Origin of the sequence: Novilysobacter erysipheiresistens (assembly GCF_036663935.1) — a bacterium.
In the GTDB taxonomy this organism is placed as follows: domain Bacteria; phylum Pseudomonadota; class Gammaproteobacteria; order Xanthomonadales; family Xanthomonadaceae; genus Novilysobacter; species Novilysobacter erysipheiresistens.
In genome coordinates this window covers 199,749-218,996 of the sequence record NZ_JAXGFP010000002.1, presented here as the reverse complement: position 1 = coordinate 218,996, position 19,248 = coordinate 199,749, and the positions used below count along the sequence as shown (strand labels likewise).

The window sequence follows — 19,248 nt, the reverse complement described above, 5'->3', positions numbered from 1 at the left end:
GGCTCAGTCCTCCGGGTACGGGAAGCTGCGCGCGGAGATGGTCTCGCGGGCGACATTCAGGGTCGGGCGATCGCGCAGGAAGTCGTCCGGGTAGTAAGCGAGGTGACGCACGCCGGCAGCCTGCAGGCGACGCCCGGTCTGCGGCAGTACCGTGCCGGGTACGGACTTCGAATCGGCGTCGTCGGCCCGCCAGTCGACCGTCTGCAACTGGAACACGACCCGGTCGAGCGCACCGGGCTGCGCCTCGACTTTTGCGATCAGCGCGTCCATCCACGCCTGCGGATCGTCGCTGCCCTCCATCCACGGCATCGCCATGATCACGGTGTAGTCGTAGGCGGGGACGAACGCGGCGAGGCTTTGCGCGAACCACGCCTCGCTGGCCGGCTCCAGCACCGGGCGCGCGAACAGGTTGCGCGAGGTCTTCAGCTTCGGTCGCCAGCGTTCGGCGGCACGGTGCAGTTCGTGGGTGAAGTCGACCAGGTAGGCGGTTCGCGCGGCGGGATCGCCGGGGAACAGGTCCGGCAGCTCGCCCTCGCGCAGCAGGGCGTCGTCATGGAAATGCAGGCCGTTGATCGGACTGGCGATCGCGAGGTCTTCGTAGATGTCGGCGATCAGTGCGCGTGCGTCGGGATTGGTCGGGTCGAGCCGGAACACCTCGGCCGGATCGGCGCCCGGCAACGCCAGCGCGTCGGCGTTGGCGGGCCGGAACGCGAGCACCGGCAGCCACGCATACACCTGCACCTGCGCCCGCGTCGCGAGCTGCCAGGCGACCCGGTTGAACAGGTCCGCGCGCATCGGCAGGTGGCGGTTGGGGAAGTACAGCGCATCGGCGGCGCCGTCGCCGTCGGGGTCGGCGAAGGCCTGCAGGAACACGTGGCTCGGCCGGATCCGGTGGATGCGCTCGATCAGCACGTCGAGGTTGCGCTCGGTCTGTGCCGGGTCGGGATCGTAGACGTAGTCGAGGTCGACCTGGATCGCGCGCAAGCCTTCCTCGTCATCGGCGGGCCCGCGCAGTTCGCGCACCAATTCCGGCACGGTCGGGTTGCCCATCACCAGCAGGCGGGCGAGGCCGTGGAGGTCGCGACCGATGGTCTGCTCGGGGCCTTCGAGGTCGAACGAGATCGCCATGCCCAGCTCGTCGGCGATCGCGTTGGTCTGCTGGTTGTAGGCGGCGTACGGCCAGATCACCGCGCGCGGGCGCTGGCCGAGTTCGCGGGCGATCGAGGCGGCGCTGGCGGCGAGGTCGGCGCGCACCCGGGCCTGGTACTCGTCGCGGGTTTCATACTGGCCGGTGTCTGGGTCGTGCAACCGGGTCACCGCGGCCGGGATGGTGTTGCCCTGCGGGTTGGCCAGCGCGCCGTAGTGCAGGCCGTGGGTGTGCGAGGCGACTTCGACCAGGCCGCTGGCCTGCATCTCGCGCAGCTGCGCCCAGGTCAGGAAATCGTCGTGGTCGTGCGACGCCGGGCCTTCGTAGTTGACGTGTTCTGTTGGCGGCAGGCCGACCCAGCCGGTAACGGGTGCGACCACTGCCGGAAAGCCATACGCACGCAGCAACGGGAACGCGTGGGTATAGGCACTGCGCAGGCCATCGTCGATCGTGATCAGCACCGCGCGCTCGGGCAGCTCGCGTTCGCCGCGGGAGGCGGCGACGAGGGTATCGAGGTCGACCGCGGTGTAGCCGTTGCCGTGCAGCCAGTCGAGGTGCGCGGCGAAGTTCTGGGTGCTGACGGCGTAGGGGTCCGGGTCGCCGCGGCGGGCGACGTCGTCGCGGATGTCGTGGTAGCTCAGCACCAGCAACTTGGCGTCGGCCGGCGGGGCGCACAGCGCCGTTGCCAGCGCGAGCACGGCGGCGAAGACGGTGGTCAGGTGGACGCGCATGGTCAGTTCCCCCAGCGCAGTTGGATGTCGAACGACAGGTGGCGCTCGCGCACGCCGTCGTACACCGGACGCGACCAGCCCAGGCCGTAGTCGAGGCGACGCCCGCTGCCGAGCTCCCATTCGTGGCGGTACTGCAGGCTGGGGATCGCGGCGCTGCCGAAATCCTCCTGCCAGTACTGACCGACGCCGACGCCGAAGCGCTGGCTGAAGGCGAACTCGTAGCTGCGCCAGTGGGTGGTCTTGAGGTTTGCCGCGAGGTTCCAGCCGGCGTCGCGCGAAGGATTGAAGTACGGCGCGTCGTCGCGACTGCCGCGGCTGGCATATGCGCCGCCGCGCAGCTCGAAGGCCAGGCGCGGACGCACGACCAGCTGGCGGTAACCGTTGATCGCGGCGGACTCGCGGCGGTTGCCGTCGTCATAACGCCACTGCCGCAGCTCGGCGCCCAGGCCGCTGCGTTCGTCGGCGGTCCAGTCGACGCCGATCGCGACGGTATCGCCGAGGATCCCGGCTTCGCGGGCCTGCAACGAGGCGTCTGCGGCATTGCGCTCGGCCTGCAGGCGACCGTGCAGGCGGTCGCTGAAGCGCCAGTCGGCGGCGATGCCGAACGCGGTGGCATCGACTGCGCGGGGGGCGTCGCGACGATCGTCGCTGCGCGCGGCGTGCAGTTGCAGCGCAAGGCGGTCATGCCGGTATTGCAAGCCGACGCCATGGCGCAGGTCGCGCACGCGCGATTCGTCGGGCGTGCTGTCGTCGTCGAACTCGGCCCAGCGCTCCTCGCGGAACGCTCCGATCCGCCAACGGTCGGCCAGCAGCGGCGAATAGAGGGCGAGCGCGTAGCCCCCGTCGCGTGCACCGAGGGGCGAAACGCTTGTGGTGCTGCCGTCGGCATCGCTGCGGCCACGGCGTGCACTCGCCTCGAGCTGCCATCCGGTGCGGCTGCGCCATTCGCGGTCGAGCCGGCGCGCGTGGACGTTGTCCGGGTAGGCCGCCAGCAACGCGTCGTGGGCCGCGCGTGCGCGTCGCATTCGCCCCAGTTCAGCCAAGGCCCCGACCTGGCCGATCCGGGCCTCGAGGTTGCGCGGATCCTGGGTGTGGGCGATATCGAAGCGCTGCAACGCCTGCTCGTCGAGGCCGCGCTGCATCAGCACCAGGCCGAGCTTGGCCTGCAGGTCGGCGCTGTGCGGCGCGTACGCCACCATCGGTTCCAGCATCGCCTGCGCGCGCGCCAGGTCCATCGAGTAGGCATGCATCATCGCCAGGTTGGTCTCGGCGCTGTAGCGCTTCCAGTTCGGGAAGCCGGCCTTGGCGCCGGGCTGGCGCTCCCAGGCCGGTTCGTTGGCGACGATCCGTTGCAGATGGGCTTCGGCATCCGCGTGGCGGCCCGCTTCCAGATAGGCGTAGGCGAGCACGATCTGGGTATCAACGTCGTCAGGCAGCTCCGCCGTCGCGCCTTCGAGCGCGGCGATCGCCTCCCGCGGTCGGCGCACGGCCAGCAGCGAGTCACCGGCGGCGGCGAGTGCGTACGGCGGCACCTCCAGCCCGTCCGAGCGCAACTGGCGATATTGCGTCGCGACCTGCGCGTGCTGCTCCAGGCCATTGAGGACGACCAGTTGGTCGAACCGCTGCCGCGGCGAAGCGGCAACGTCGTCGATCGCCGCCGCCGCGCGCTGCATGTCATCCAGCCGGTGCGCCTCGTCGATCGGGACGACCCCGCCCCAGCGCGCCAACCGGGCGACCCGGTCGGCGGCAAGGCGCTGGCGCTGGGCCTCGTCGAACAGCTCCGGCCGCGCCTGCTGCAACGTCCAGGCCAGGTCGGCGCTGCCAAGGTCGGCGAGGGTCAGCGTGCGCAGGTGATAGACCTCGCCGTCGCCCGGCGCACTGGCCTGCAGCCGCTCGTAGACCGCCAGTGCTTCCAGCCAGCGGCGATCGTCGCGCAGGACGGCGGCCGCGGCGAGGGCCTCGTCGCGGTCCATGTGGGCGGGCGGGATGGTGTCGGGCCTGTCGCTGGCGGCCACCGCGGACGTTGCGCCCAGCAGGCAAAACGTCACGGCGACGCACAGCCGCAGGCGGCGCGCAATCGCGTATTCCATGATCGGGTGAATCCCCCTGTAAAGGCAGCCAAGCATCCAATGCGGCCGGCCTATCCCCAGATACGGCGAAAGCCCGATTCAGAGGCCAAGCGCCCGGATCGCCGGGGGAACGGAGGGCGGAAATGAAAAAAGCCGGCACATGGCCGGCTTTTGTCGTTCTGCATGATTGGTCGGGGAGACAGGATTCGAACCTGCGACTTCTACGTCCCGAACGCAATTTCAATCTTTCTGCCATCAGTGGCTTACCATTTGAATCAATGACATAGCGTTCCATTGAATCCCGTCGAACACCATGGCACAGTGAAATCTGCTGTTACCAGTGCTGTTACGGGGCGAGATGAAGACAAAACTGTTGTTGACCAGAGCCGTCATCGAGAAGGCGACCGCCGCGGACAAGCCCTATCGGCTATGGGACACCAAGGTTCCGGGCCTGTTCCTTCGAGTCCAGCCTAGTGGATCGAAGACCTGGAACGTCCAGTGGAACAGGGCAACCTCCAAGTCAATCGGGAAGCACCCGATCCAGACTCTCGAAGGCGCCCGGACGAAAGCGCTGGCGATTCTGAGTGACGCCGCGACGAACGGGACACCGGCCGTGGCGAAGTCGAAGGCGATGATCGTGACCTTCGAGGACTTCATGGAGCAGCGCTACAAGCCTTGGGTAGAGGTGGAACGCAGGTCCGGCAAACAGACCTGCGCGAACATCAAGGCGCAGTTTGGACGGTTCTACAAAAAGCCGATGACAGAGATCACTGCTTGGTCGGTCGAGAAATTCAAGTCCGAGAGGTTGAAGGCCGGCATCAAGCCGGCAACCGTCAACCGGGATCTCGACCGGCTGCGGGCGGCGCTGTCGAAGGCGGTTGAGTGGGGGGTGCTTGGCGCCAACCCGGTGGCTGGGGTGAAGCGCTCCAAGGGCGGCGACTCAACCCGAGTCCGGTTCCTGGACAAGGCGGAGGACAAGCGACTGCGAAAGGCGCTGACGGCGCGTGACGCGAAGGCGGCGAAAGACCGGGCCAGTGGCAACGAGTGGCGCGCCGCACGCCACAGGACGCTGCTGGCGCCGATTACCAACTATGCCGACCACCTGACTCCGCTCGTCCTCTTGGCACTGAATACCGGCCTCCGGCGCGGTGAGCTGTTTGGTCTGACCTGGGGAGACGTGAACCTCGCCGGCAAGCAGGTTACCGTCCGGGCGGAAACAGCGAAATCTGGAAAGACCCGTCACGTCCCGCTGAATGCAGAAGCTGCCGCAGTGTTGAAGACCTGGAAGAAGCAGGGCGCGAGTGACGGACTGGTGTTTCCTGGTGTTGGCGGCGGCAAGCTGACCAACATCAACAAGGCGTGGGCCGGCCTGATCGACGATGCCGCGCTCGTGGATTACCGGTTCCACGATTGTCGCCACGACTTCGCGAGCAAGCTGGCGATGGCCGGAGTTGACCTCTTCACAATCAAGGAGCTGCTCGGGCACTCAGATTTCGCTATGACCCAACGGTATGCACATCTGTCACCGGGTCATCGGGCTGCAGCGGTCGACAAGCTGGTGCGGAGATGAAATACCTCGATGCGGTGCCGGAAGCAGTGCGAAAGCTTCATGCAGAGTTTGAAGATGATGGGTGGCTCTTCGAGGATGCCGACGCTATCCGCCATGCAGCCGTGGCACTGATTACGGACCCCAGCATGGGCCCGTGCTGGGAAACGCTAACTAAAGGCTGTGACCCGGCCTACAAAGACGATGTCGGATATGACTGGGCAGAAAGCTTTTGGGTCCACGCTATCTACGCCTTTGATTCGGCACTTTCCCCAAGGACTCCTTGGCAGCAAATGACTCTTCGTGAACAGGATCAATGGCTGGCGGATTTCGAAGAAGCCATTGATCGCGTCAAGAGTTTGCTGGAACGGGCGCCACTACCGGAGGGCGAAACAGGGATTGCGACATTCACCTCGGACACCACCGAGTTCGACAGGAGGATGATGCAGGCTAGGGCGGATCATGATGACGGTGAAGGCGGGGCGCTGGTTTGGCTTTTTAACCACTTTCGTGCGGGAGAACTGGCAGACATGGCGGAGCCGCCGGCTTACCGCTTTTCGGGCACGCTGGACCGGTACGTGCGCGAGCAACTTCGAGCGGCTCAAGTTGAACGTCAGGTCATGAAAAAGCCACGGGATCTGAAGGCACCAAGAGCTCGCTTCTTGCAAGCAATGACCAGTTGGTGTTCGGACGTTTGCGGTAGTCCCATGCGAGAGGTGGTCGCGACTACGGCGGCACTGGTTTTCCAGGATGAGGCGATCACCCCGCGGCTTGTGAGGACACACACTTCGCGCCTGGAGCGGACGGATTCTTCCGAAAAGCAGAAGAATCCTGCCTCGTCGAAGCCACAGGACTCCTCGTAGTGTTGGCTCGAAGTCGCTACCGCATGCGACTGAACCCAACGAGGTGTATGTGGACGCTACACAAACCAAACCGCTGGCCTACACGGTCGAGCAAACCCTGGAGCTTGTTCCTCTTTCCAGGACGAGGCTTTACGCAGCGATTGGCAATGGGGAGCTGCGCACGTTCAAGGACGGACGCCGCCGTCTGATTTCTGCCCAGGCACTCCAAGAGTTTGTCGCCCTTCTGGAGAGAAGGGCAGGAACTTGAGCGCGTCGGCGGTGAGCAGCGCTCCGAGCAGCCCGGCTCTTTCGCTCGTGGCCAGCGCCGCAGGTGACGTAGATGGAGGGATGCCGGCACTGGTGCCTCCCGGAGACTACCGCCTGAAGTTTGAGACGTGGTCGACGGTGATGCTGTTTGGTCGACAGCCCAAGGTCGTGCTCAGGTTTCGCATCTGCGATTTCGGCCCCCACTTTGAGCTCGGCTTGGCGCGTTGGTACAACGTCACGAAGCTGAGGGGGAAAGTTGGGCGGCAGGGTCGGTTCAGTGTTGGATGGTCATCCGATCTGCTCCGCGACTTCGCCAAGCTGGTTTCCATGCCCCATCGTGTCGACCGGATCAACTTGGACGCACTGTCCGGGCTGCTGATAGTCGGGAGAGTCGAAACTGTCGTGAAAGATCGGTCCCAAGGTGTACTGCCGTCGGCGTGCCATTACAGCGTGGTGCGCGAAATAGTCGGGACCGCCTAGTGCTCGTCTTTGACCTTGACCTGGACCCATACCTGTACCTATACCCACACCTACCCAGGAACCCATGAAAGTCATATCTATCAAGGCTTTCAGCGGAAGTGCTTGGCACGGTCAGCGAGTTCCACGAATTCGGTGTTGCCCACGTAGATAGCCGAATAACCATCTGTCTATCCATCTACACCCCGGCAGCCGGCCAGCCAAACGACCGGTTGTCGGGGGGCAAGGAAAAAACTCGTCGCGACGTGTGCGACAGCATTGGCAGATGTTTGCGCAATGAGTGGCATCGCGGGCGGGTGGACGGAGGAGGGCGACATGGGGAGTTCACGCCAGCATCAAGCAGATCAGCGACTGCATGAAGCCGCGGAGCGGCGGGACGTTGCTGCAGCCCAGAGAGCCTTGGATGACGGCGCCGACCCCAACAGTGGACTTGCGCCTGATTCAGTGCTCATGAGTGCGCTGGACGGGGGCTACACCTTCCTGGACAGCCCCGAACGCACGGCGCTGATCGAGTTGCTGCTGTCCCGCGGCGCAGATCCCGACGGCCAGATGCCCAGGCTCGGCGCAGAGGTTCCGATCCACACCGCCGCCGGGTTCGGGATGATCGAAGCGGTCCAGGCGCTGCACCGAGGCGGTGCCGATCTCAATCGTCTAGATTCTGACGAACACACGACCGCGCTGGGCGCGGCGGTCGGCTATCACTCGTTCCGAGACATCTGGCTGGGAGATGATTTTTTCGGTGCGGTGCTGCCTCAACAGCTTGAGGAACTTCCGATCCGTTTTCGCCGTCCCGGCAGCGACGACATCAACGCGCGCGTCGTCCATTGGCTATGGGGGATACAGCAAGTGATCCCGTACCTGCGGACGCATGGCGGCCTGATGGCGTGGGAGCTTCGGCCCAGTACCTCCAGACTGGTGGATGCCGTCTGCTTCACACCCGATTCTCCTCGCCGGTACTACCGGCCCGGAAGATTTCAGGCCGGGCGAGGCGATCATCCGCTGGCACGCGAGGCCTTCGAGGCCGTGCCCTGCGCCATCCTTGATGAGTACCAAGCCTGGTGTAGCGAGTTCGTCGACCCGTGGGCATTCGGCTTCAACTCCGCCCGGGTCCTTGCCTTCGACTACGACGGCCACGCCACCCGAGGGTTGCACCTGTTGACGCAGTTCATGGAGCGGCTTGCCATGCCCGAGCTCCGCGCCTCCGTCAGCCTGCACGCCTCGTCCGCCATTGCGGCTGGCTGCCACTTGCGCGAACAATTCGAATGGTCGTGGCCCCGGCGAAGCTTCACGAGGCGCCTTTCCTGGCGGGACGTGCCGTATTTTTCGCCCCTTGATGTTCAGTGACTTACGCGGGCCATACCAAGTAAACGGTGCGTCTCTGTGCCGAGCACGTCAGGTCAGCAACCCCGGGATGACTCTGCGGTGGCCCACTGCGGGATACGTTTCCAGGCTTCAGCCATCCTCGGATGCAGGCGGTCGGTGGCAGGCTCGTATCCGCGAACAGTTGCCCAGAAGCGGTTCGAATGGTTCGCCTCCAGCGTGTGGCTGAGTTCGTGTACGAGAACGTACCGGACCAATTCCGGAGGCAGGAACAGCAGCTTGCTGTTGAGGCTGATGCAGTGCCGTCTGCTGCAGCTTCCCCAGCGTGTACGTTGACTCTTGATCGCCGCGTCCGCGTAGACCAGCCCGGTTTGCAACGACACTCTCTCCAGCCACGGAATCAGCATTTCCTTGGCGCGGCGTGCCAGCCATCGCCGCAGGGCCGCCTGGCAGCGGCGGGGTTCTTTCACATCGCCACAAACGATGATCCGACCCACCTCCGCTGTCCGGGCACCGACCGTGCGGGCTTTGGTCTGCTGGTATTCGACCCGCCACGACTCCGCGAGTGCAGGCAGGTCGAACGCCTCGGGCCGCGAAGCCGGCGAGCGGGTCAGCAGGTGGCGCACATCCTCGAAGCCGGCCAGTTTCTCGGCGATCCAGTCGGCTCTGGCCGAAACCAGGTCCATGGTCTGCTTGTCCGGCAGGCCAGCGGGCGCAACGACCACGAGCCCATGGCGAGCGTTGAGCTTGAGGCGGACCGATTTGCTGCGCGCGGAGGGGTGGATTGTGAACTCGACCCGGGACCCGTCCGGGAGCGCTATGTTTCTTGTCTGCGGCGTTCTTCCTGCCGCGGTCATGTTCCCGCATCCTTTGCGGCCGGCGTGTAGTGCTTGCGCTTAAGCAGTTGCACCAAGCCCGTGATGAACACCATGGGATCGTCCGCGAGGAGCCCCGAGGTGGGGAATCGGCTTGCGACCAGTAGCAGCAATGCCGTGCCCAGCTCCGGGTCCACGGCGCTGGAGTTCCACCAGCCGGCAAAGCACAGGCGGTCAGCTTCCACCAATACACCGGATGCTGCCGCCGCGACGTCGGTATCCGGAAGTGCCGGGTTGCGCGTCTTGATCCGCAGCGCGAGTTGCTGGGCGATGGGCCGCTGCGACTCTTCTACCGCAGCGCGCACGGCTTCGGTCATTTCTTCCAGCGAGGCAATCAGCGCGGCTCCGCCCAAGGCGCCAGCACGTTTTTCGTCGATCAAACGCTGCAACTTTTCGGACAGGGGGCGGAAGCTCTCGTCCTGGTCAATCCGGATGCGCAACTCGGCCGTCAGCATGGCCTCGATGTCCAATGCTTTGGCGTCGGGCGTCTTGTCGTCCAGCTTGGTCAGGAAGTGCTCGTCCAGGACATAGGTCGGGAACTCGCGCTCCAGCTCCTGCACGTCGATGTGCTCGCGGATCAACTCCTGGGTGCGGGCGGCATCCTCGGCGGCGGCTTCAAGGGCCGCCTCGGGATAGAACTTCTTGCGATACAACATGTAGAGCTTGGTCAGCCAGGCATACGGGCGAACGAAGTCGCGAAGCTGTTCATCCGGCTGCAGTGCTTCGTAGAGCACCCGCAGGTTGCGATATCCCGTATCAAACTGTTTTTCCAGCCCGTCGATATCGCGCAGTAGCCTCATCGCCGCCACGAAAGCGCCATGGGAGCCATCGCGGGCTACCGCGTTCAGCGGAAACAGCCCCCAGACCTCCTCGAAGGTCCGGCGGAAGTGTTCGCGGATCTTCTCGAACGGGAATGCCACGTCACCCAGTTCGTCGGGCTTGTAGTTCAGGGCCTCGTTGAGGTTGTCGAAGATGCCGTAGTAGTCCAGCACCAGCCCATGGCCCTTGAGCTCGTTGTAAGGCCGGTTGACCCGGGCAATGGTCTGCAGCAGCTCGTGATCGCGCAGCTTCTTGTCGAGATACAGCGCCTGCAGGATGGGCGCATCGAAGCCGGTCAACAACATGTTGCAGACGACCAGCACCTCCACCTTGCGATACGGTTTGTCTTGGTCCTCAGGCTTCCCGGAATCGGCTGCGACCAGAAACTCGTTCAGCAGCTTCTTGCGCTTCGCTTCGCCGAGGTACAACGCCCGGATGGCCTCGGGATCCTCGTTCGGTGCCTCCGAAATCACCGGCATCACCACGTCGTCGCCAAGACGCGCGCGCAGGGCCTCGGTGTACAGCCGCACCGCTTTCTTGTCCTTGCACACCACCATGGCCTTGAAGCCATTGGGCCGCACGTGCTCGCCAAAATGCGAAGTCACGTCGTCGGCCACTTGCCGGATGCGGGTGGGGTGGAAGAGCAGGGCATCGAGCTTGGCGCCCTCGGTGCTCAGCTTGTTCTGTTCGGCGACGGCCAAGTGGCCGAACTCTCGCTTGAAAGCAATATCAAGCTTGTCGCCTTCGAGCTGCCAATCAGTGACACGTGGCTGCCAGTGGATCGGCTTGACGACGCCGTCGCGCAGCGCGTCCGTCACCGTGTAGGGTCGGCCCATGTAGCGCTCGATCTTGCCGTCGTCCCTGACGAAACCCCACGCCTTGGGCGTGTTGTGGTCGTCGTTCTCGATCGGGGTGCCGGTGAATCCGAACAGTGACGCACCTTCCACCGCGGCGCGCATATAGGTGCCGAGCTCGCGTTCCTGAGTGCGGTGGGCCTCGTCGGCCATGACGATGACGTTGCTGCGGCCATCGGTGATCCGGGCCGGCATCCCTTCGAACAGATGCACGGTGGTCAGGATCACGCCGCGGTAGTCGCCGCGAAGCTTGGCTTCCAGATCGCGTCGACTGTCGGCGACGTGCACGTTCTCGGTGCCGGTGGAGCGCAGCTCGCGGTCCATCTGGCTGCCGAGCTGCTCGCGGTCGACCAACAGGATCACCGTCGGCGATTGCAGCCCCGGCTCTTCCCATAGGCTGCGCGCGGCGTAGATCATCGTGAGGGTCTTGCCCGAGCCCTGGGTATGCCAGATCAGGCCCCGTCGCTTCTCTGCCGGCAAGGTCAGGTCGGTGGCACGCTCCATGATGTCGCGCACCGCGTCGAACTGCTGGTAGCGCACCACCACCTTGTCGGTCTTGCCGTCCTTGGTGACAAAGACGATGAAGTGGCGAATGAAGTCGAGCAGGTTGGCGCGGTCGAACAATCCGTACAGCGAGACCTTCATCTCGTCGAACTCGTCCACCTCGTGTGGCCACGGATCGCGCCACTGCAGCCAGAACTGCAGGCGCCGGCCCGGCACGCCGTACATCATGCGGGTTTCGTTGACGCCCACGCCATAAGCGTTTGTGTAGAAGAGCTGGTCGATTTGCTCGGCGTACATGCCCAGTTGCTGCGCGCCCTCACGCCAGTCCGGCTTCTTGCGGCTGGCGGTCTTGGCCTCGATGACCAGCACTGGAATGCCGTTGATCAGCAGCACGATATCCGGCCGGCGCGGCGAGTGACCTTCGACCGGGAATTGATTGGTCACGCACCAGTCGTTGGCATCCAGGTCGTCGTAGTCGATCAGACGCACGTCCTTGTAGGTCTCGGCAGGATCGAACTGGTGATTGATGCCGTGCTTGAGCCAGGCAAGCCATTGCTGGTTGTCTCGGCAAGCGCGCAGCCGGGTGACGATAGCATCGACCCGCGCGTCGTCGGTCAGCACGCTGGGGTTGAGTTGCTTGAGCTTGTCTCGCAGCAGCGGCAGCAACAGCACCTCGCGCTCGTCCGGGCGCAGCCGGGCGATCTGCACGTGCGGGCGCCAGGTCCAGCCCATCGCCGGCGACTTCAGGTGCTCGATGATCTCCCGCTCGACCGTGGTCTCCTCGTTGAACAGGGTGCGGACGGTGTAGTCGGCGGGAGCATCGAGCACGTGGTCAGGCATGGGCGGTGTCCTGCGGGAGACGGAGCTTGCCGGTGAGGAGGTTTTGCACCAACGATCGCTTAACGGTTTCCAGCGCTTCAATCTTCTCAGACAAAGCCGAAATTGCGCTGTCGGAGGCCTTCAATATCTTCACAATCTGCATCTGTTCGTCGTGATCCGGCAACGCGATGGGAAGACCTTTCAGCAAGAAGCCGCTGAGATTGTCCTGATTCGATCCAGCGGCCCAAGACCGAACTCGCTGATAGTTGAGCTCGAACCAGTAGTAAACGAACTCGTTCTCGATGCCGGCGTGACCATTAAAAGCCGCAACCGCTTGGTTGGTTGAAGCGGGGATGCCGAGTAACGCGACCTTCCCACGGGTCACTCCAGCGCCGTACATGGCGATCAAGAGGGTTCCGGCAGGCAGCACTCCACAGGTTGTTTGGCTGACACCCTCTTCGCTCAAGTGCTCTTCTGTTTCAGTGACTACGCAGTAGTTCACTTCACCGGATTTGACCCATGGGATGCTTCCCTCATAGAAGGATTTGGTCGCCCGGTCTGGAGTGCCGCCGGCTGTCCATTCGCCACACTTGCCCAGCTTGGCGACTGTCCAACCCTTTGGGTGCTTGAGCTTCTTGGATTGGACGATTTTCGCATGCTTCCCCGGCAGCCCTGTCTGAAGAAGTTCCGACAGCAGCGCAGATTTGAGTTTACGTGCTGCCTGCCATTCCACATTCGCCCTGACGATGGCGTCGTCGGCCAGCTTGAGCGCGGCGGCGATCCGCTGCTGCTCGTTCGTGTCCGGCATGCGTAAACGAACCTTGCGGATCTCTCGCCGTGAGGCTTCAAGGAATGTAGTTCCAGCTCCCAGGCGAAGCAATGTTGGGCGGAGCACATCGAGCAAGTGGAACAGATATTCGGTCGAGTAGCCCTCCTTCGGACACAAGGCGGCGAAGCCCTGATTGATTGCCATTGGCACCCGGTTGATCTTTGCCACGCCGATCGTGGCCCGACTGGTCATGAGTACGGAGTTGGATGGCACCAAGGTCGACTGCTTCAAACCGGCCTCCGAAATGGATCGTTCTGTGGTGCGGATCTCGTTGCCTTGGGTGCCCGTGATATCGGTCGGCGTGGCCCAAGGGATCTCGGGCGGGTTCCAGAATTCGGCAATGCCGGTATCGGGTGTGCCACCGCCCATCACGAATGCGGCATCCGCGAGCGATTGCACATGCCAATGGCAGTCTGTGCCGAACTGGCGCAAGGGGAGGTCATAGATCGCTTCCTGACGTCGTCCCGTCATGCGACGCCCTCCAGGCCAAGTGACGAAAGAAGGCGGCTCAGCTCTGCCTTGCTCTTGCCTGCAGCCGCTTCAGCATCCCGCAAATTGCTGACTGCCTTATCTAGCGGTAGCACGGTTTCCGGCTCGAACGTATCCACATACCGCGGCAGATTGAGGTTGAACTCGTTCTCCTCGATCTCGGCGCGCTCCACCACAGTGAAATAGCGTTGCGCTTCGTCGGGATCGGCGCAGATGCGGCGCAGGTCGGCGGCCGCCTCGCGCAGGTGGGCCAGTTCGCGCTCGGCCGCCAGGCGCAGCTCCTGCTCGCGCTGATCGCGCTCGTCCTGCAGCTTGCCCAGCTCCTTCCGCGCCTTGCCCAGTTGCTTGCTGCGGTCCTTGATCGCGCTGACCAGGGCTTTGCGCTGCGCGGTGTACTGCTTCTTGGCTTCCGCCAGGCGGGCCTTGAGAGCGGCCTTGTCACCGCGCCCGGCGGCGGCGAAGGCGGTCTCGATGTCCTGCATGGCGGTCTTGAGCGGTGCCAGCGGCTGGAAGTACGGATGCTCCTCCGACACGGCCGCGTCGACCGCCTGCATCGTAAGGTCCAGCGCGTCGATCGCTCTGGCTTCGATGCGCAGGGCATCCAGCGGTGCCAGCACCGGCCCGTAAGCGTCCTCGATATCGGCCAATCGGGCGTCGCAGTCGGCTTGCACTTCCCCGATCAGGGTCGCCTCGTGCTCGTCGATCAGAGGGCCGGCCGCCTCCAGGTCGCCGAACGCACGCCACGGCACCAGGATGCGCATCAGGTCGGACGGGCGCAGCAGGTTCTGCGGATTGCCCTTCTGATAGTGACGCGAGCCCCAGATCATCAGGATCCTGTCCTTGCGCGCGGCCGGCTTGGCCTTGTTGAGCAACAGCAGGCAGCCCGGCACGCCATTGCCGTAGAACAGCTTGGACGGCAGCACCACTATCGCCTCGATCAGGTCGGCTTCGATAAAGCCGCGGCGGATCAGGTACTCGGCATCGGCCTTCTGGTTCTGGCCGTCCTCTTCCAGGGTCTGCTCGGGCTGGCCGCGGAACAGCACGCCCTGTGACATCACCACCATGCCGAGCCCGCCGTGGCCGGTGTCCGGGTCGGGGTCCTTCAGCGAGCGCACGATCTGCTGCAGCCAGGCCCAGTCGCCGTTGCTGACCGGCGGCATGCCGTAGGCGAGGCGTCCGAACCTGTCGCCGGCGGCGACCGTGTCATGGCCCCAGTCCTCCAGCGAGAAGGGCGGGTTCATGATTATCCGGTCGAACTGCTTGATACGGTTTTCGCCGGTGAGGTGGCGCGGATTGCGCAGGCTGTCGCCCTGCCGGTGCTCCCATGCCGGGATGCCGTGCAGGATCATGTTGATCCGCGAGATGTTGTAGGTGGCGACGTTGGACTCCTGCCCGTGCAGGGAGAGCTGGCGCACGTCGCCGCCGTGCTTCTTGACGTAGCGGATGCACTGCAGCAGCAAACCTCCGGAGCCGCTGGCCCAGTCGCAGACCGACATGCCTTCCCGGGGCTGCAGGATCTCGGCCATCAGGAAGCCGACCTCGGCCGGGGTGTAGAACTCGCCGCTGGACTTGCCCGCCTTGCTGGCGAAGTTGCGGATCAGGTACTCGTAGGCGTTGCCGAACAGGTCATCCGACACGTGCGCGCGGTCGAAGGTCTGGCTGCCGATGTGGTTGATCAGCTTGACCAGCTTGTCGCGCGGCAGCTCGTCCTGCTTGTTGAAATCGATCTTGTTGGTGAGGATGCCGTCGAAGTTGTTCTGCCGGTGGGCGTTGGCGCGCTCGATGGCCAGCATGGCGTCGTTGAGGGCCTGCCCCAGTTGGCCCCTGGCGGTCCGGGCGACGACGCGCCAAGCGGCTGTTTCGGGCACCACAAAGTGATGGAGGTCCGGCGCCTGGGCCAGCGTCCGGGCTTGTTCCTCCGCGATCCCTGCGGCCTTGAACCGGGCAACCTGGGTGCGGACTTCTTCGTCGAAGCAGTCGCTGATGCGCTTGTAGAACAGCAGGGCAAACACGTAGCCGCGGAACTCGGAGTGGTCGGCGCTGCCGCGGAGGATGTTGGCGGCCGCGTCCAGATAGCCTTCCAGCTCGCCCTGGGTCATGCGCCGGGTGGGGCGGATGGCGATGGGCGATTCAAGCTGGGTGAGGAGGTCTTCGAGCTTCACGATCAGTGTTCCTTGATATCGGTGACATAGGCGCGGATTTCAGTCACCGCGTCTTCGAGGTCGGGTGCCTGCAGCCGGTTCCGTTTCAGGAACGCCTGCCATTGGGTCTTCTTTTGCGCATCGTCGGCAAAGGCGTCGCTCAGCCCGAACGGTGTGGCTTCGAGCACTGGCGTGCCGCGGCGTTCGAAGGTGGCACGCAGGGCATTGGCAAGGTGCGCCGGGTTCATGGCGTTCTCGCGGACCAGCGCCAGCAGATCGAAGTAGTCCTTCATGCGGCTGTTGGCGATGCCTAACTGGGCGATGGCTTCCAGCTTCTCGGCAAATACGGTCTCGCGCGGGTAAACACGCAAGTCAGGCGCCGGCATGTCGTCGAGCAACGTCGGGTAGGGCGTCTGTAGCACCGCGGGCGTGACCGCATCTCCGAACCCCACGTCCCATTGCACAGTGCAGCGAGCATTTCCGAGAAGGGCAAGCAGGGTGACCCTCAAACCGTCGTATCGAGCTTCCTCGCGAATGGCCTCGACGGTAATGGAATCCGTGTCGTAGCGCAGCCCGTCATCGGCATCGATCGCACAGAGCTGGCGGATCGTCCCGGCCAGTCGGCCGGCGTCGGGCGGCCCGAAGCCGAGGAAGTCGGCATCGCGGGTCGGGCGGTGCGGCTGGTCGAACCAGAGCGCAAACAGCATCGCGCCCTTGAGCACGAATTCATCGCGATAGGCCGATTGCGACAGCCGATACAGCAGTCGCTCTACCGCGAACCGATCCAGTACGAACTGGAACTCCTCGCCGCGCGCCCGGGCACGGTCCAGCAGCCGCTGGCGGATCGATGCGATCCGGTTTGCTCGCGGCGCCACGCTCATGACAGTGCTTCCAGGTACGGGCGCATCACCTTGGCCACGCGGCAGACCTGTGCGAAATGCCAGAGGTCGTCCATCGAAGCCTGCTTGCTGCGGCGTACTTCACGCAGCGCTTCCATGGCGACGTCCACGCCGATCTTGTTGCGGAACTTGAAACAGTCGGCCACGGTGCGGGCAACGCCAGTAACCCTGATCGGGACGTCGTCGACCTCGCGGGTTTCGACACCGGCTACCAGTGAGGTGCCGGAGAAGCGCACCACCCGAAGCGGCGGCCAGTCCAGATGCGGCGCACGGTCTTTGTGGCCGATACCGAGCCAGATCTCGAACGGCGCTTGCGTGGTCAGGCCGTGGAAGCGCAGCGCGGTCAGCAGGCAGAAGATTGCTTGCGGGGCTCGTCTGGCTACGATGACCAGCGCCTCGTCTGAAGCGGGTTCGCGTCCGGGCAGCGCGTACAGGCCGCGCGTGATCCGGATCAGGTCGCCGCTGGCCACTAGCCGGCTCAGTTGCGAGCGTGCCACGCCAGTAGCCTCCAGCTCGCGAGAGCGGGCCGTACCACGTTGGCCGATCAGGTCACGAGCCAGGTCCAGGGCAGTATCCATGCAGGGAGTTTGTTCCAAAGTGTCGGCAATTATCAACTATTGCCGACGTTTTGGGACTGATGTCAGATTGCGGGAAATAGCTCAGGGAAGCTGATGGGCTCTTGGGCCATCGACTTGCGCGCCCCCGGGGCAACTCGGTGGGTTCGCGACTCGACCCGGTTCGCGGCTTCGTAGATTGAGAAGATGCTGATCCTGTCGAGATCAACCCGGTTGACGTGGCTGGCCAGGTACTCGGCCGAGCGGGTTCTAATGCCGTTGCGCTGGCAGACGATGTGGCTGACCGCCTCGGCTTCCAGTTCCTGCTCTGCCTCACCAAGCAGGTGCCGGCGCCCGGGCCACGCCGCGTTTGGCCCCTCGCCCAGGTGTCCACAGTAGATGTGCCCCAACTCGTGGGCCAAGGTTGCAAAGGTGCTGGGTGCATCCAGGTTGCCATTGAGCAGGATCCGCCATGCCGGCCGCGGCTTCTTGCCCTGCACGCGTCCAGCTTGGGAAATGGCGGCATGGGCCAGGCCAGCGCTCAGCGGGCCGAGGCGGTCGCTGTAGTCGACCACGATGTCGTACCCACCTGCAGCCTTGATCAGGTGCTCAAGGCATGTGGGCGGTGGCTGCCCCTCGGCAAACAGCAGGTTGGCCTGGGCGCCATCGATCTCATCGCCTTCGGTGTCTGAGTATTCGTAGAGGTAGGCAACGGGGCCGAATGGCCAGAGGATAAGCAGCGGAGGGGCTCCGGGCTTGATGGTCCGACCGATGCCTGCCCACTTGATGCGGGAGCCTACGGCGACCGCTCCAGGTCGTTGTATCGCCACGAGCATCGAGTTGAACACCGACAGGTTCGAGAAGCGGATGCCGACATCAAGGAACTGCCGGAAAGCCTTGTCAGCCCCCGTCGATCGTTGCGCTTCACGGAAGAGGGCATCGATAGCGGTCTGGCATTCGACGAAGTGTTCAAGCCTGATCGTCAGCTTGGGATCTGCGTTGCTTTCTTGGTTCATGGTGCCTCCGTGCCTGAGCTTGGACCTCGCAGGTCTCAAATATGGAGACGGCGAACGTCTGTTGGCTGGAAGCCCCTCGGGACGAGCGCAACTTGCCCATGCGTGCGCCGCGCGCGCGCGCGCGCGGAGAATGCCTAACGCTTGCCTACTTCCCAGTGCAGGCTGGCGAAAGAGCCATCCCGCCAAGTTGGCGGGTGTCGACCGGGGCCGACCGCGCATGCCCAAACCTCAACGATTGCCTCCCGGCGCCAGCCGAGCCGTCCACCTCGTAAGGCACTGCTGTCCGCTTCCGATGGCTGCAGGAGAAGCGGGTAACGCGAGTGCCGCCACCCCTATTGGGTCGTTGAAGCCGCCCGTCGCGCTTGCTCCAGTGCCTCGACCGCAGCTCGTGCCGTGGTGGCGGCGTGCGTGAACATCGCGCTGACGTCCTCCGGCTCAGACATGACCCCCTCGTCGCCGGTGTCGTGGTCAACAAAGACCCCGGCGTATCGCCAGTGCGCGTACTGGTAGAAGACGGCTAGGCGCAACTGGTTAATGGCATCCACTGCTTCTTGTATCGCGATCCCAGCCTCTGCCAGTTCGTGGATGTCGAGGAGCCTTTCCGACAATCCTTCGGGGACGTTGAGATACTCAGCGACGTCATCGTCATCGTAGCGACTGGGCACTTCGCGCCAGCGGGCTTTGGCGGTTGCGAGGCGACCTTCCATGGTTCGCAATTGGGGTAGCAGCACAAACGCATAGGTGGCTGCCCGGAAACGTCGAAAGGTCTCGGCGCGGGCCCTGTCTTTGGACGCTATGCGGCTGGGCACAAAAATGGCGACGCCGATCGCAATGATCGAACCGACCGCTTGAACCCAAGCCGCCCAGACTTCGGGCGGCAACCCTGTCCAATCCAAGTAGAAGCAGTACTGGTACATGGAGCCCCCCCTCCGATGTGCCGAAGGCGGCAGCATGAAGCGCGGCCGCTCCACTGGCAACCTTACGAAGGGGGGCGGCAGGCGCGGTTCGATGCCGCCCGCGAGGTGGGCTGCATAAACCCGGGTGCTGATC

The 19,248-nt window shown here is 64.2% G+C and carries 15 protein-coding genes; 5 read left to right on the top strand and 10 right to left on the bottom strand.

Features of this window, described 5'->3' with window-relative positions; translation table 11 throughout:
- Window positions 1-3 precede the first annotated feature (3 nt).
- Window positions 4-1,878 carry a poly-beta-1,6-N-acetyl-D-glucosamine N-deacetylase PgaB gene (gene pgaB / locus SNE34_RS04125; RefSeq protein ID WP_332614995.1) on the bottom strand — a complete coding sequence of 625 codons (1,875 nt, stop codon included), beginning with the start codon at window positions 1,876-1,878 and terminating at the stop codon, window positions 4-6.
- Window positions 1,879-1,880: 2 nt separating this feature from the next.
- Complete coding sequence (locus SNE34_RS04120) at window positions 1,881-3,968, bottom strand: tetratricopeptide repeat protein (RefSeq protein WP_332614993.1); 2,088 nt, start codon at window positions 3,966-3,968, stop codon at window positions 1,881-1,883.
- Window positions 3,969-4,305: 337 nt separating this feature from the next.
- On the opposite strand from SNE34_RS04120, the gene SNE34_RS04115 reads away from it, so the two are divergent.
- The 5 genes from SNE34_RS04115 to SNE34_RS04100 all read left to right on the top strand — a co-directional run bounded on the left by SNE34_RS04115 (window position 4,306) and on the right by SNE34_RS04100 (window position 8,423).
- The gene (locus SNE34_RS04115; protein ID WP_332614992.1) at window positions 4,306-5,517 is read left to right on the top strand and encodes a site-specific integrase; all 1,212 of its coding nucleotides are present in this window, start codon (window positions 4,306-4,308) and stop codon (window positions 5,515-5,517) included.
- Window positions 5,514-6,356 (top strand): hypothetical protein, encoded by an 843-nt coding sequence (locus tag SNE34_RS04110; protein ID WP_332614990.1) that lies wholly within the window; start codon window positions 5,514-5,516, stop codon window positions 6,354-6,356. Before SNE34_RS04115 ends, SNE34_RS04110 begins: the two co-directional genes overlap by 4 nt.
- A gap of 43 nt (window positions 6,357-6,399) precedes the next feature.
- Window positions 6,400-6,603 (top strand): helix-turn-helix domain-containing protein, encoded by a 204-nt coding sequence (locus SNE34_RS14810; protein ID WP_425604447.1) that lies wholly within the window; start codon window positions 6,400-6,402, stop codon window positions 6,601-6,603.
- An 80-nt stretch (window positions 6,604-6,683) separates the two neighbouring features.
- Window positions 6,684-7,082: a hypothetical protein gene (locus tag SNE34_RS04105; protein ID WP_332614987.1), complete on the top strand. Its 399-nt coding sequence runs from the start codon at window positions 6,684-6,686 to the stop codon at window positions 7,080-7,082.
- 447 nt (window positions 7,083-7,529) lie between these two features.
- Window positions 7,530-8,423: an ankyrin repeat domain-containing protein gene (locus tag SNE34_RS04100; protein WP_332614985.1), complete on the top strand. Its 894-nt coding sequence runs from the start codon at window positions 7,530-7,532 to the stop codon at window positions 8,421-8,423.
- 53 nt (window positions 8,424-8,476) lie between these two features.
- Here the strand turns inward: SNE34_RS04100 and SNE34_RS04095 are convergent, their stop codons facing one another.
- The 8 genes from SNE34_RS04095 to SNE34_RS04060 form a co-directional block, all read right to left on the bottom strand.
- Window positions 8,477-9,256: a M48 family metallopeptidase gene (locus tag SNE34_RS04095; RefSeq protein ID WP_332614983.1), complete on the bottom strand. Its 780-nt coding sequence runs from the start codon at window positions 9,254-9,256 to the stop codon at window positions 8,477-8,479.
- Window positions 9,253-12,372 carry a type I restriction endonuclease subunit R gene (locus SNE34_RS04090; RefSeq protein ID WP_332614981.1) on the bottom strand — a complete coding sequence of 1,040 codons (3,120 nt, stop codon included), beginning with the start codon at window positions 12,370-12,372 and terminating at the stop codon, window positions 9,253-9,255. The genes SNE34_RS04095 and SNE34_RS04090 overlap by 4 nt, the downstream gene beginning before the upstream one ends.
- Entirely contained in the window at window positions 12,284-13,570 is a 1,287-nt protein-coding gene (locus SNE34_RS04085) for a restriction endonuclease subunit S (RefSeq protein ID WP_332614980.1), read from the bottom strand. The genes SNE34_RS04090 and SNE34_RS04085 overlap by 89 nt, the downstream gene beginning before the upstream one ends.
- Window positions 13,567-15,750 (bottom strand): type I restriction-modification system subunit M, encoded by a 2,184-nt coding sequence (locus tag SNE34_RS04080; RefSeq protein WP_332614978.1) that lies wholly within the window; start codon window positions 15,748-15,750, stop codon window positions 13,567-13,569. The genes SNE34_RS04085 and SNE34_RS04080 overlap by 4 nt, the downstream gene beginning before the upstream one ends.
- A gap of 2 nt (window positions 15,751-15,752) precedes the next feature.
- Entirely contained in the window at window positions 15,753-16,610 is an 858-nt protein-coding gene (locus SNE34_RS04075; protein WP_332614976.1) for a nucleotidyl transferase AbiEii/AbiGii toxin family protein, read from the bottom strand.
- On the bottom strand, window positions 16,607-17,206 hold the full coding sequence (locus SNE34_RS04070; protein WP_332614974.1) for a type IV toxin-antitoxin system AbiEi family antitoxin domain-containing protein: 600 nt from the start codon (window positions 17,204-17,206) through the stop codon (window positions 16,607-16,609). Before SNE34_RS04070 ends, SNE34_RS04075 begins: the two co-directional genes overlap by 4 nt.
- A gap of 62 nt (window positions 17,207-17,268) precedes the next feature.
- Window positions 17,269-18,198, bottom strand: a complete 930-nt coding sequence (locus SNE34_RS04065) for an ImmA/IrrE family metallo-endopeptidase (protein ID WP_332614973.1) — start codon at window positions 18,196-18,198, stop codon at window positions 17,269-17,271.
- Between the two features lie 332 nt (window positions 18,199-18,530).
- Window positions 18,531-19,115 (bottom strand): hypothetical protein, encoded by a 585-nt coding sequence (locus SNE34_RS04060; RefSeq protein ID WP_332614971.1) that lies wholly within the window; start codon window positions 19,113-19,115, stop codon window positions 18,531-18,533.
- Window positions 19,116-19,248: the final 133 nt, after the last annotated feature.

Bases quoted from the DNA above. Each gene is read 5' to 3' on its own strand.
- pgaB (WP_332614995.1), bottom strand. From the start codon at position 1,878: ATGCGCGTCCACCTGACCACCGTCTTCGCCGCCGTGCTCGCGCTGGCA.
- SNE34_RS04120 (WP_332614993.1), bottom strand. From the start codon at position 3,968: ATGGAATACGCGATTGCGCGCCGCCTGCGGCTGTGCGTCGCCGTGACG.
- SNE34_RS04115 (WP_332614992.1), top strand. From the start codon at position 4,306: ATGAAGACAAAACTGTTGTTGACCAGAGCCGTCATCGAGAAGGCGACC.
- SNE34_RS04110 (WP_332614990.1), top strand. From the start codon at position 5,514: ATGAAATACCTCGATGCGGTGCCGGAAGCAGTGCGAAAGCTTCATGCA.
- SNE34_RS04105 (WP_332614987.1), top strand. From the start codon at position 6,684: ATGCCGGCACTGGTGCCTCCCGGAGACTACCGCCTGAAGTTTGAGACG.
- SNE34_RS04100 (WP_332614985.1), top strand. From the start codon at position 7,530: ATGAGTGCGCTGGACGGGGGCTACACCTTCCTGGACAGCCCCGAACGC.
- SNE34_RS04095 (WP_332614983.1), bottom strand. From the start codon at position 9,256: ATGACCGCGGCAGGAAGAACGCCGCAGACAAGAAACATAGCGCTCCCG.
- SNE34_RS04085 (WP_332614980.1), bottom strand. From the start codon at position 13,570: ATGACGGGACGACGTCAGGAAGCGATCTATGACCTCCCCTTGCGCCAG.
- SNE34_RS04075 (WP_332614976.1), bottom strand. From the start codon at position 16,610: ATGAGCGTGGCGCCGCGAGCAAACCGGATCGCATCGATCCGCCAGCGG.
- SNE34_RS04070 (WP_332614974.1), bottom strand. From the start codon at position 17,206: ATGGATACTGCCCTGGACCTGGCTCGTGACCTGATCGGCCAACGTGGT.
- SNE34_RS04065 (WP_332614973.1), bottom strand. From the start codon at position 18,198: ATGAACCAAGAAAGCAACGCAGATCCCAAGCTGACGATCAGGCTTGAA.
- SNE34_RS04060 (WP_332614971.1), bottom strand. From the start codon at position 19,115: ATGTACCAGTACTGCTTCTACTTGGATTGGACAGGGTTGCCGCCCGAA.